The organism is Rahnella sp. ATs2, assembly GCF_051851855.1.
Classification (GTDB): domain Bacteria; phylum Pseudomonadota; class Gammaproteobacteria; order Enterobacterales; family Enterobacteriaceae; genus Rahnella; species Rahnella variigena.
The window spans coordinates 1-11,297 of the sequence record NZ_JBLYPL010000041.1 but is presented as its reverse complement, the minus strand read 5'-3'; the positions used below and the strand labels follow the sequence as shown (position 1 = coordinate 11,297).

The window sequence follows — 11,297 nt, the reverse complement described above, 5'->3', positions numbered from 1 at the left end:
AGTGATGTTGTTCACGTTGTTCCCTGTCGATGGAGCGGCATTATAGGGAGTTCGATTTTAATGGCAAGCGAATAAATACAGTTTTATTTCGTTTGCCGTTTTTTTATCCAAAGACGGTTATTTTTGCGCTTTTGCTATAAAGGAAGGCAAAGCAGCAAGGCTTTCCAGCACAGCGTCAGCTGCACTTTCACTTTGTTCTGTCACCGGCTTGCCTGTCCGCACTAAAATCTTATGCCCGACGCCCGCAGAGGCAGCTGCCTGCATGTCTTCCAGTTTATCGCCCACCATATATGAAGAAGACATATCAATGTTCAGCTCTTCTTTAGCCGTTAAAAACATACCCGGCTGCGGCTTACGACAATCACAAACCTGGGTAAACTCTTTAACTGTGCCTTCGGGATGATGAGGACAGAAATAGATGCCGTCGAGATCGACACCGCGATCAGCCAGTGACCAGTCCATCCATTCGGTCAGCGTCATAAACTGATCTTCAGTAAATTTACCGCGGGCAATGCCGGACTGATTGGTCACCAGCACCAGCAGAAAGCCCATTTCCTTTAATTTAAGACAGGCGTCAATGACGCCATCAATGAACTGGAATTCATCGATTTCATGTACATAGCCGTGATCGACATTCAAAGTACCATCACGGTCGAGAAAGATTGCTGAAACAGGTTGTGCCACGAATTTGCTCCTGATGCCTGATTAATGGCGTGAGTATCGCATGTTTTCACTGCCTGTGAGAATGCTAACCTGGTTGACTTAGACGTCTAGACGCCTTAGCATCCACGACATGCTACGGGGGCGATCCCCGAAGAGTTAATTTCACCACGTCACGGCAAAAAGACAGAATAAAAAATAATATGATTAAACTTTCAAACATCACCAAGGTTTTCCAGCAGGGTGCGCGCCAGATAGTCGCGCTCTCTGACGTGAGTCTTCACGTCCCTGCCGGACAAATTTACGGCGTCATCGGCTCATCCGGCGCAGGTAAAAGTACTCTGATACGCTGCGTCAATTTGCTGGAACGCCCGACCGAAGGCCAGGTATTGGTTGATGGTCAGGATCTGATGTCCTTTTCTGAAAAAGCGCTGACCCGCGCACGTCGCCAGATTGGGATGATCTTCCAGCACTTTAATCTGCTTTCGTCGCGAACCGTATTCGGCAATGTTGCGTTGCCACTGGAGCTGGACAATCTGTCTTCAGCTGACATCAAAAAACGCGTTTCTGAACTGCTGAGTCTGGTCGGTCTGGAGGATAAGCATGATGTTTACCCGGCGAATCTTTCCGGCGGACAAAAACAACGTGTGGCGATCGCTCGTGCGCTGGCCAGTAATCCGAAGGTATTGCTTTGTGATGAAGCGACCAGCGCCCTGGACCCGGCCACTACACGCGCCATCCTGGAATTGCTGAAAGACATCAACCGTCGTCTGGGATTAACCATCCTGCTCATCACCCATGAGATGGACGTCGTAAAACGCATTTGCGATCAGGTTGCGGTCATCAGCGACGGCAAACTGATTGAGCAGGATAAAGTGAGCGAGATGTTTTCTCATCCGAAAACGCCGCTGGCTCAGCAGTTCATTCAGTCCACATTGCATCTGGATATCCCGGAAGATTACGCCGTACGCATGGTGCCAGAACCAGAAACAGGTCGAGTTCCCTTACTGCGTCTGGAATTTACCGGACAGTCGGTGGATGCTCCGCTGCTTTCCGAAGCTGTACGTCGCTTTGACATTAATAACAATATTATCAGTGCACAGATGGATTATGCCGGCGGCGTGAAGTTCGGGATTATGCTGACAGAAATGCACGGTTCAGAAGAAAACACTCAGGCGGCAATTCAGTTCCTGCATGAGAATCAGGTGAAAGTAGAGGTACTCGGTTATGTCTGAGGCAATGATGTGGTTAATGGGCCGGGGTATCTGGGAAACTGTCATTATGACACTGACCTCTGGCTTCTTTGGTTTTGTACTTGGCTTGCCTTTTGGCGTTCTGTTGTATGTAACGCGTCCGGGTCAGATTGCAGAGAATAAAAACGTTTACCGCGTGATGTCAGCGCTGGTGAATATTTTCCGTTCTATTCCTTTTATTATCCTGCTGGTGTGGATGATTCCGTTTACCCGCATGATTATCGGTACTTCCATCGGTTTGCAGGCCGCGATTGTTCCGCTCACCGTCGGTGCGGCACCGTTTATTGCCCGTATGGTTGAGAATGCGCTGCTGGAAATTCCAAGCGGTCTGGTGGAAGCCTCCCGGGCGATGGGTGCAACACCGATGCAAATCATCCGCAAAATCTTATTGCCGGAAGCTTTGCCGGGTCTGGTCAATGCAGCCACCATCACGCTGATCACTCTCGTAGGCTATTCTGCTATGGGTGGCGCGGTCGGCGCCGGTGGTTTGGGACAAATCGGTTATCAGTACGGTTATATCGGTTACGACGCAACTGTGATGAATACGGTATTAGTCCTGTTAGTGGTTTTGGTGTATTTAATTCAATTTTGTGGCGACCGCATCGTAAAAGCAGTCACGCATAAATAAGAAATAGCCGTTGTAATAGCTACCCTGTGAATGATTTATATCCGCTTATTGAGGAAAGGACATGTCTAACAAATTCAAATCCATTGCCGTTGTTGGCGCGCTTCTGGGATCGCTGGCATTAGTCGGTTGCGGACCAAAAGAACAAGATCCAAACCACATCAAAGTGGGCGTGATTGTGGGTTCAGAACAACAAGTTGCTGAAGTTGCTCAGAAAGTAGCGAAAGAGAAATATGGCCTTGATGTTGAGCTGGTGACGTTCAACGATTACGTATTGCCTAACGAAGCGCTGAGCAAAGGCGATATCGACGTTAACGCCTTCCAGCACAAGCCTTACCTGGATCAGCAGATTAAAGATCGTGGTTACAAACTGGTTCCGGTCGGTAACACCTTCGTATACCCAATCGCAGGTTACTCTAAGAAAATCAAATCTGTTGATGAACTGAAAGAGGGCGATCAGGTTGCTCTGCCAAACGACCCGACTAACCTTGGCCGTTCATTGCTGCTGCTGCAAAAAGTGGGTCTGATTAAACTGAAAGATGGCGTTGGTCTGCTGCCAACCGTTCTGGATGTGACTGAGAATCCTAAAAATCTGAAACTGGTTGAGCTGGAAGCACCACAACTGCCACGTTCACTGGATGATGCGAAAATCGCTCTGGCTGTGATCAACACCACTTACGCGAGCCAGATCAACCTGACTCCAGAGAAAGATGGCATCTTCGTAGAAGATAAAGAATCTCCGTACGTTAACCTGATCGTTGCGCGTGAAGATAACAAAGACGCTGAAAACGTGAAGAAATTCGTTCAGGCTTACCAGTCTGATGAAGTTAACGCTGCAGCGAACAAAATCTTCAACGGCGGCGCAGTTAAAGGCTGGTAATCCGTTGCTGTCAGGGAAGCAGGTTTTGCTCTGCCCCTTACGCTGTAAATATTGCTTTCATAAATAAATTCAAGGCGGGCATATGCCCGCCTTGTTATTTCCTCAATACCTTGGTTCAATAACGCCACATTCTTTCCTGTAAACATATTAAAAAGCAGAGGATATACCATGCGTGCTTTACCTCTCTGTTTGTCGGCGCTTTTGCTGGCGGGTTGTTCTTTGACTCAACATCCACAGCCAACCCCTCCTGCACCCGTTGTAAAAGAAGAGCCAAAACCAGTCAAACCTAAACCGGCTCCGGTTCGCCCTGCCCCGGTAAAACTCTATAAAGATGCTGAAGCCTTGGTTGGTAGCCCTTTCCGTGATTTAGGCGAAGTCTCCGGTGAATCCTGCCAGGGTGATCAAAATGACGCGCCGCCGAGCCTTGCTACTGCGCGTAAAAGAATGCTAACCCGTGCCTCTTATATGAAGGCCAATGCGGTATTACTGCACCAGTGCCAGATCATCAGTGGTGTGCCGGGTTGCTTCCAGCAAGCGATTTGTCAGGGTTCAGCCCTGAACGTCACGTTTAAATGACCTCATTTTCATTTGAACAAATAGGGACGATTCACTCGCCCTATAAAGAGAAGTTTGCTGTTCCGCGCCAGCCGGGTTTGATTGAGGATGGTGGCGGCGAATTACATCTGCACGCGCCATATAACCAGCCCGAAGCCGTTCGCGGGCTGGAAGATTTCAGCCATTTATGGGTGATGTTTATTTTTCATCAGACGATGGAAGGTGGCTGGCGTCCGACCGTTCGCCCGCCGCGTTTAGGCGGGAATACGCGCACCGGCGTGTTTGCCACCCGTTCGACCTTCCGCCCCAACCCGCTCGGAATGTCTCTGGTCGAGCTGAAAGGGATCAGCTGTCAGGGGCAGAATGTTATTTTGCAACTGGGCAGTCTGGATTTGGTGGATGGTACGCCTGTTGTGGATATTAAGCCTTATCTTCCCTTTGCAGAAAGCCATCCTGACGCGCGCGCCGGATTTGCCCAGCACGCACCGGATGCCGATATGCCGGTCGAATTTTTACCACAGGCTGAACGGCAGCTGGCTGAACATGCGAGGCAATATCCGCATCTGCGCCGTTTTATCACGCAGGTTCTGGGACAAGACCCCCGCCCGGCTTACCGCAAAGGCGAAGCCACCGACCGGGATTACGCTGTTCGTCTGCTGGACTTTAATGTCCGCTGGCGGGTAACGGGCTCCCTGAATCAGGTATTGTCCCTGGACAAAAACTAATTTCCTCTGCGTCTCTTTTGACAACAGCAACTCGCTGGTAAACTAAGCCACTTTTCACGTTTTGGCTGCCACTGGCAGCCTGATTGCAATTTGCAGTGCTAACGGAACCAACAACATCATGCGTACTACTCAATATCTGCTCTCAACACTAAAAGAGACGCCAGCCGACGCGGAAGTGATCAGCCATCAGCTGATGCTGCGTGCGGGGATGATCCGTAAACTGGCCTCAGGCCTGTATACCTGGCTGCCAACCGGCTTACGTGTTCTCAAGAAAGTCGAAAACATCGTACGCGAAGAAATGAACAACGCGAACGCCATTGAAGTGTCGATGCCGGTGGTTCAGCCCGCTGATTTATGGCAGGAGAGCGGACGTTGGGAACAATATGGTCCCGAGTTGCTGCGTTTCGTTGACCGTGGCGATCGTCCATTCGTTTTGGGTCCGACCCACGAAGAAGTCATTACCGATTTGATCCGTAATGAAGTCAGCTCGTACAAACAATTGCCGCTGAATTTCTTCCAGATCCAGACCAAGTTCCGTGACGAAGTTCGTCCGCGCTTTGGCGTGATGCGTTCCCGTGAATTCCTGATGAAAGACGCCTACTCGTTCCACACGACGCAGGAATCTTTGCAGGAAACGTATGATGCAATGTATGCAGCCTATAGCCAGATCTTCAACCGCATGGGGCTGGATTTCCGTGCTGTTCTTGCAGATACCGGTTCTATTGGCGGTAGCGCATCGCATGAGTTCCAGGTTCTGGCACAAAGCGGCGAAGATGACGTGGTGTTCTCTGACTCCTCTGATTTCGCGGCTAACATTGAGTTTGCTGAAGCGTTAGCACCAACGACACCACGCGCTGCACCTGCTGAAGAGATGCGTGTTGTTGAAACCCCTGATGCCAAAACCATCGCTGAACTGACAGAACAGTTCCAGGTTCCGGTTGAGAAAACCGTTAAAACCTTGATGGTTCACGCTACCGCAGAAAGCGGCCATAAGCTGGTTGCGCTGCTGGTTCGTGGTGATCACGAACTGAATGAAATCAAAGCCGAGAAATTGCCACAAGTTGCAGCACCACTGACTTTCGCAACGGAAGCTGAGATTCGTGAAATCGTGGCTGCTGGTCCGGGTTCACTTGGCCCGGTCAATCTGCCAATGCCAGTTGTGGCTGACCGCACGGTTGCCGCCATGAGCGATTTCAGCGCAGGCGCCAACATCGACGGTAAACACTACTTCGGTATTAACTGGGATCGCGATGCTGCGCTGCCAGAAGTGGCGGATATCCGTAACGTCGTTGCCGGTGATCCAAGCCCGGATGGTCAGGGTACTCTGGTTATCAAACGCGGTATCGAAGTCGGTCATATCTTCCAGCTGGGTACCAAATACTCAGAAGCAATGAATGCCACTGTTCAGGGCGAAGATGGCAAAAACCAGGTGATGACCATGGGTTGTTACGGTATCGGCGTGACTCGTGTGGTTGCTGCAGCGATTGAACAGAATCACGATGATCGCGGCATTATCTGGCCGGATGCTATCGCACCATTCCAGGTCGCTATTCTGCCAATGAACATGCACAAATCTTTCCGCGTGAAAGATGCGGCGGAAGCGTTGTACAAAGAACTGCGCTCACACGGTATTGATGTGATCCTCGACGATCGTAAAGAACGTCCGGGCGTCATGTTTGCAGATATGGAACTGATCGGCGTTCCACATCACGTGGTGATTGGCGATCGTAATCTGGATGCTGAAGAGCTGGAATACAAAAACCGTCGTACCGGCGAAAAACAGATGATTAAACAAAGCGATATCGTTGAATACCTGCTAAGTCAGATCCCGCGTTAAGATCGGACAACGATTTGTTGACGTAAAAAATGCCCGCTTTATGCGGGCATTTCTCTTTTTGTGCAATTCAGTTTGTGCTGCGCAGGCAGCTTTTTTTTAAGGGCAGGATTTCGTTGCGTCAAACTTAACGTTTTTATCCGCTACGACAGCTTTCTGCATCTGTCCTTCTTCCATTGATGGTTCGGTCATGAAATGCCCCTCCATCGAAAGGAAAACCAGCTGGTTCGGTGCTTTGCGCGTCGCAAGATAACCTTCTTCCAGTGATTTATTGGCCGACATCGGGAACACTTTACCGGTAGCACAATCTTTAAACGACGCAGCATCCGCGCTGTATTGCATCATTCCGCTCAGTGCCATCGGCGTCTTAGGCAAACTTTGCTGCACCGGCTTCAGGGTATAGTTGAACTGAGAAGTGATAGGCTCGCCGCTCATATCCAGCATTTCCAGATTTTCATCTTTCGGATGGAAGTAGCGTTTCTCACCATCGTTTCCAGTCAGTACCAGTTTGTCGGCCGTCCGCGCCCAGCTTCCGTAACTGGCGAACGCCTGATCGCCGTCTTTACTTCCCTGATAGATTTCCTGCAGGATATAGGTTCCGTCCTGTTGCAGGAAAAGTGACGTCTTCAGGCCACTGCAATCGGCACAAGGCAACACACCGCTGTAACTTTGCTGCATCGCCTGCAAAGGTTTCTCATGGTTAAATGCGGCGGTATGACAGCCGAACAATGATAACGCCCCGAGCGCCAGCACTGCTCCTATAATGATTTTTTTCACAGTTTCTCCCCTACTGCTATTCCACAGTGCTGCGATAAAAATTGTCCTGCAGCACGAATTTAGGGCTAACGTATCTTGCCCCGCAATGCTTTCGTCGCACCCTTGCGAACTTTACTTTCTACCCGACGAATTTTAGACCCCCGGGTGGGTTTTGTTGCACGGCGCGGTTTCTCTACCACCATCGCTTGTGAAATCAATGCCCCAAGCCGTGCCAGAGCAGCTTCACGGTTCATCTCCTGACTCCGGTATTCCTGGGCCTTGATAATCACCCAGCCGTCGGCGGTAACAGAGTGATGATTGAACGCGAGTAACCGCTCTTTGTAATATTCTGGCAAACTCGACGCTTTAATATCAAAGCGTAAATGAATAGCCGTTGATGTTTTATTGACGTTCTGACCGCCGTTACCCTGAGCGCGTATCGCGGTCAATTCAACTTCGCTGTCGGGTATTTCCACTTTTCCGGAAAGTATTAGCACGCTGATTACCTGGTTTCTTTTACAACAGACTCTTTCCATTCAGAAAAATGAATTTCTAAATTACTCTGAGCATCAGAAAGCCAGATAGTTCCATCCTGCAACGTCGCCTGTAAATTCATGGTACGGCTGCCAAAAGCGGTCAACTGAGTCAGTAACTCATCTTCTATATAACGGATTCGCAGGTTCTCAAAACCTCTGACTTTCCCTTCGATTTGCGACCACCAGACTTTCGCCGCACGCTCACCATACGCGTAAAGTACGACTTCGCGCGATTGGTTACAGGCCTTTTTCAGACGCTTCTCATCAGGCAATCCTAGTTCAACCCACAATTCGATACCGTTGTGGTCATTCTTACGCCAGATTTCCGGTTCATCTTCCGCGCTTAATCCGCGGGTAAACGTCAGTCTTTCGTCGGCATGATAAATCCATGCCAGCAAACGCAGCATCATGCGTTGTTCTGTTTCGGAAGGATGCTGCGCCAGTGTCAGGCTGGCATCATGAAAGAAATTGCGATCCATATCGGCGATATTGACTGCTGCTTTATAAATGGTTGCTTTTAACGCCATGGTAAACCCCTTGATAATAGACGCACAGTGTACTTGAAAGCGTCCTGCCGCGACCAGTTTTCCCCCGATGGTCATCCTCAATAATGGCTTTACGCAAACGATTTACCTTTACAGGCCGGCTAATAACTCACACTCTCCTGTGCTATAGTCGTTAAATACTGAGAGTTTATCTTTCTGCGCTTTCCTCAGAGGGATACGCTTTTTAGGGAGAACTTATGCAACAATACTGTGAGTTGGTACGCCGTAAATATTCTGAAATCGCCAGTGGCGATCTCGGGTATGTGCCCGATGCGTTGGGCTGTGTATTGAAAGCATTGGACGAAGTGGCAGCAAATGCTGAACTTCCGTCTTCCGTTAGGGACCAGGCGGCCTATGCCGCCGCTAACTTATTGGTGAGCGATTATGTCGATGAATGATGAGTACCAACCCATCAATTGCGATGACTACGATAATCTCGAGCTCGCCTGCCAGCATCACCTGGTTTTGACGCTGAAGATGCGTAGCGGAGAAATTGTTGAGGCAAAAGCCAACGATTTGTTAATGCGTAAAAAGGTGGAATATCTGGTGGTTGATGCGAACGGCGAGCAACGGGATCTTCGTTTAGATCACATTGAAAGCTTTAGCCATCCAGAAATTGGCACCGTTGTGGTCAGCGCTGAATAGCCTCAACTGTCGTCAGTTTACCTAACGGGCAATCTCAGGATTGCCCGTTTGCATTTCTGAAGGCAGACTTATTTCTGCGGCATCAGACTGGCGTAATACGCCGACAAATCACTGATATCCTGATCGGATAATGACGAACTAAAAGCCTGCATCACGCCCGCCTGCCCGCCACTTCTCTCACCTTTCTTGTAAGCATGCAGTGAAAGCGCCAGATAATCGGCATTTTGGCCTGCCAGATTAGGGTAAATTGAATTAACGGCTTTACCCGTTGCGCCATGACACGCCGCGCAACTAATGGATTTTGACTTGCCGTCAGCAATGTTACCGCCTGCCAAAGCCGGTAAAGAGATCAGCATTAACGCCACGCTCCCTATTACTGCCCTTATCACTGTTTTTTCAACGACTGTCACCTGCATCACCACTCCCCGGGCAAATAAGGTTCACCCAAATAAACTGTTGAATTCTTTTATGGCAGAGCCGACCAGACGATCTGCCACTGCGCTTCATTATTTTCGGGCTGAGACTGGCGGGTGGTGAACCATCCCGGTGCAGCCATCAGTTGTTCATTGTAATAAATCAATGGAATACGATCCCGCTGCCACGGCGGAACGCCCAGCTCAGACCAAAGTTTTTTGGCCTGACGCGCCCGTTCCCGTCCGACTTTTTCGATAACACCGTGCGCCTTAAAACGCACAGTGACCTTTTCATCAGTGCGGGGCTGGCGGATCACATATTTAGCCGCCTGCAAGGCAGGATCTGGATCGGCCTTCAGATACCCCAGCCCGTCGGGTAACGTTAATTTCTCAGCTGGATCCCATTGGATCACCACATCTTTCAGTGACTGGAATTCTGGCAATAAATACAAACGCTGGCGAAAACGCCTGATGACCAAAGAGCCGAGCACTAACTGTGCCTGCGCATCTTCGCGGCTGAGTGCCACCTCGTCCCATATTCTTTGCAGTTGTTCCCGCGAAGGCATCTTTGCACCACACGATGCCAGCCAGCGACGCAATAACGCAGAGCGCCTTACTGCCGAAAACGCCTTCAAACCCTCGACTGACAAACTGCCCTCATCGTCAGTTAACGCTGTGAGCGACTCACTGAGCAATTCATCCAGTAACGTCTCCTGCTCTGCGCAGAGCAAAGCGCTACGGGCTGTAGCCGAGGCAAAATGCGGCCAGCGCTGATAAAGAGCAGGCAAAATATCGAGTCGCAGAAAATTGCGATCAAAGCGGGCATCCCGGTTACTGTCGTCTTCAATCCAGCTGATCTGAAGCCGTGCCGCACACTCTTCAAGCTGCTCACGGCTGAGATCCAGCAAAGGCCGTAACAAACGATAACCGTGAACCGAGCTGTCCGCGCTCATCGCGGAAAGACCGGCAGGGCCGCTGCCACGCTTAAGCGCCAGCATAAAGGTTTCACATTGATCGTTGAGATGCTGCGCGGTCAGTAAGATTTCATTCTCAGCCAGATTGCCGGCAAAAACCTGATACCGCGCCGTTCTCGCGGCGGCTTCGATGCCGCCTTTATGCGCATCGACCTGAACTTTAACGGCGGAAAAAGGAATATTACGCTGATGGCAAAACACCTGGCAGTGCGCCATCCACTCATCGGCAAACTGACTTAATCCGTGGTGAATATGCAACGCACGCAGTTCGACCTGCGGTAGCGTAGTATCACGTAACTCTGCCAGCCCGGCCAGCAGGACAGAAGAATCCAGCCCGCCACTGAACGCCACGCAAAGTTTTCGTGCGTCACCGATTTTATGGCGCAGATGCTCAGTCAGAAATGTCGGGGCAATTCTTGAGTTCATAGAATATTCAAAGTTCGTACAGTTCCAGCGGTAAACCATCAGGATCGTTAAAGAAGGTGAATTTTTTACCGGTATACGGATCGATTCTTACCGGTTCACTGACAACACCCGCCGCAGTGAGCGCAGAAATGGACTGTTCGATATCTTCCACGCTGAAAGCAAGATGGCGCAATCCACAGGCTTCCGGACGAGTTGGTCGTTCCGGTGGTCGCGGGAAGCTAAATAGCTCAATGGTGTACTGACCGTTTAGCGCCAGATCGGCCTTCCAGGAATCACGCTCTTCACGGTAACACTCGCCCTGCAACGTGAATCCGAGAATATCGCAGTAGAAGTGTTTACTGGCCTCATAATCGGAACCAATAATAGCAATGTGATGAATCTGGCGAAGATTAAGCATAGTCATGTCCTGTTGATTTCTGAGGTGAACGTTACTCAGGCTGTCCGGAGTCGTCAATAAAAAGCCCTCACGA

15 protein-coding genes are annotated in these 11,297 nt (G+C 50.1%); 8 read left to right on the top strand and 7 right to left on the bottom strand.

Annotated elements, in window-relative coordinates:
* Positions 1-117: 117 nt before the first annotated feature.
* On the bottom strand, positions 118-684 hold the full coding sequence (gmhB, locus tag ACJY2G_RS25145; protein ID WP_120164102.1) for a D-glycero-beta-D-manno-heptose 1,7-bisphosphate 7-phosphatase: 567 nt from the start codon (positions 682-684) through the stop codon (positions 118-120).
* A gap of 179 nt (positions 685-863) precedes the next feature.
* On the opposite strand from gmhB, the gene metN reads away from it, so the two are divergent.
* From metN to proS, 6 genes are all read left to right on the top strand, one after another.
* Positions 864-1,895, top strand: coding sequence for a methionine ABC transporter ATP-binding protein MetN (gene metN / locus ACJY2G_RS25140; protein ID WP_120164101.1), 1,032 nt, complete (start codon positions 864-866; stop codon positions 1,893-1,895).
* Positions 1,888-2,541 carry a methionine ABC transporter permease MetI gene (locus tag ACJY2G_RS25135; RefSeq protein ID WP_430320977.1) on the top strand — a complete coding sequence of 218 codons (654 nt, stop codon included), beginning with the start codon at positions 1,888-1,890 and terminating at the stop codon, positions 2,539-2,541. Before metN ends, ACJY2G_RS25135 begins: the two co-directional genes overlap by 8 nt.
* A 61-nt stretch (positions 2,542-2,602) precedes the next feature.
* Positions 2,603-3,418, top strand: a complete 816-nt coding sequence (locus ACJY2G_RS25130) for a MetQ/NlpA family lipoprotein (RefSeq protein ID WP_112288350.1) — start codon at positions 2,603-2,605, stop codon at positions 3,416-3,418.
* Positions 3,419-3,586: 168 nt separating this feature from the next.
* Positions 3,587-3,994, top strand: a complete 408-nt coding sequence (gene rcsF / locus ACJY2G_RS25125) for an Rcs stress response system protein RcsF (protein ID WP_120164100.1) — start codon at positions 3,587-3,589, stop codon at positions 3,992-3,994.
* The gene (gene tsaA, locus ACJY2G_RS25120; RefSeq protein WP_430320976.1) at positions 3,991-4,698 is read left to right on the top strand and encodes a tRNA (N6-threonylcarbamoyladenosine(37)-N6)-methyltransferase TrmO; all 708 of its coding nucleotides are present in this window, start codon (positions 3,991-3,993) and stop codon (positions 4,696-4,698) included. Before rcsF ends, tsaA begins: the two co-directional genes overlap by 4 nt.
* Positions 4,699-4,816: 118 nt before the next feature.
* Positions 4,817-6,535: a proline--tRNA ligase gene (gene proS, locus ACJY2G_RS25115; protein ID WP_430320975.1), complete on the top strand. Its 1,719-nt coding sequence runs from the start codon at positions 4,817-4,819 to the stop codon at positions 6,533-6,535.
* 96 nt (positions 6,536-6,631) lie between these two features.
* Here the strand turns inward: proS and nlpE are convergent, their stop codons facing one another.
* The 3 genes from nlpE to ACJY2G_RS25100 all read right to left on the bottom strand — a co-directional run bounded on the left by nlpE (position 6,632) and on the right by ACJY2G_RS25100 (position 8,351).
* On the bottom strand, positions 6,632-7,309 hold the full coding sequence (gene nlpE, locus ACJY2G_RS25110) for an envelope stress response activation lipoprotein NlpE (protein ID WP_430320974.1): 678 nt from the start codon (positions 7,307-7,309) through the stop codon (positions 6,632-6,634).
* A 65-nt stretch (positions 7,310-7,374) separates the two neighbouring features.
* Positions 7,375-7,824 carry an alternative ribosome rescue aminoacyl-tRNA hydrolase ArfB gene (arfB, locus tag ACJY2G_RS25105; protein WP_369921133.1) on the bottom strand — a complete coding sequence of 150 codons (450 nt, stop codon included), beginning with the start codon at positions 7,822-7,824 and terminating at the stop codon, positions 7,375-7,377.
* On the bottom strand, positions 7,791-8,351 hold the full coding sequence (locus ACJY2G_RS25100) for a YaeQ family protein (protein ID WP_112288343.1): 561 nt from the start codon (positions 8,349-8,351) through the stop codon (positions 7,791-7,793). Before ACJY2G_RS25100 ends, arfB begins: the two co-directional genes overlap by 34 nt.
* Positions 8,352-8,566: 215 nt before the next feature.
* Between ACJY2G_RS25100 and ACJY2G_RS25095 the strand changes: the two genes are divergently transcribed.
* Together ACJY2G_RS25095 and rof are read left to right on the top strand one after the other, a co-directional pair.
* Positions 8,567-8,767 (top strand): YaeP family protein, encoded by a 201-nt coding sequence (locus ACJY2G_RS25095; protein WP_015696108.1) that lies wholly within the window; start codon positions 8,567-8,569, stop codon positions 8,765-8,767.
* Positions 8,754-9,014 (top strand): Rho-binding antiterminator, encoded by a 261-nt coding sequence (gene rof, locus ACJY2G_RS25090; protein ID WP_112288342.1) that lies wholly within the window; start codon positions 8,754-8,756, stop codon positions 9,012-9,014. The genes ACJY2G_RS25095 and rof overlap by 14 nt, the downstream gene beginning before the upstream one ends.
* Before the next feature lie 68 nt (positions 9,015-9,082).
* Here rof and ACJY2G_RS25085 read toward each other — a convergent pair whose 3' ends face one another.
* The 3 genes from ACJY2G_RS25085 to ACJY2G_RS25075 all read right to left on the bottom strand — a co-directional run bounded on the left by ACJY2G_RS25085 (position 9,083) and on the right by ACJY2G_RS25075 (position 11,224).
* On the bottom strand, positions 9,083-9,370 hold the full coding sequence (locus ACJY2G_RS25085; protein ID WP_430320973.1) for a c-type cytochrome: 288 nt from the start codon (positions 9,368-9,370) through the stop codon (positions 9,083-9,085).
* Between the two features lie 110 nt (positions 9,371-9,480).
* Entirely contained in the window at positions 9,481-10,827 is a 1,347-nt protein-coding gene (gene tilS, locus ACJY2G_RS25080) for a tRNA lysidine(34) synthetase TilS (protein ID WP_430320972.1), read from the bottom strand.
* A gap of 7 nt (positions 10,828-10,834) precedes the next feature.
* Complete coding sequence (locus tag ACJY2G_RS25075) at positions 10,835-11,224, bottom strand: VOC family protein (RefSeq protein WP_430320978.1); 390 nt, start codon at positions 11,222-11,224, stop codon at positions 10,835-10,837.
* Positions 11,225-11,297 lie beyond the last annotated feature (73 nt).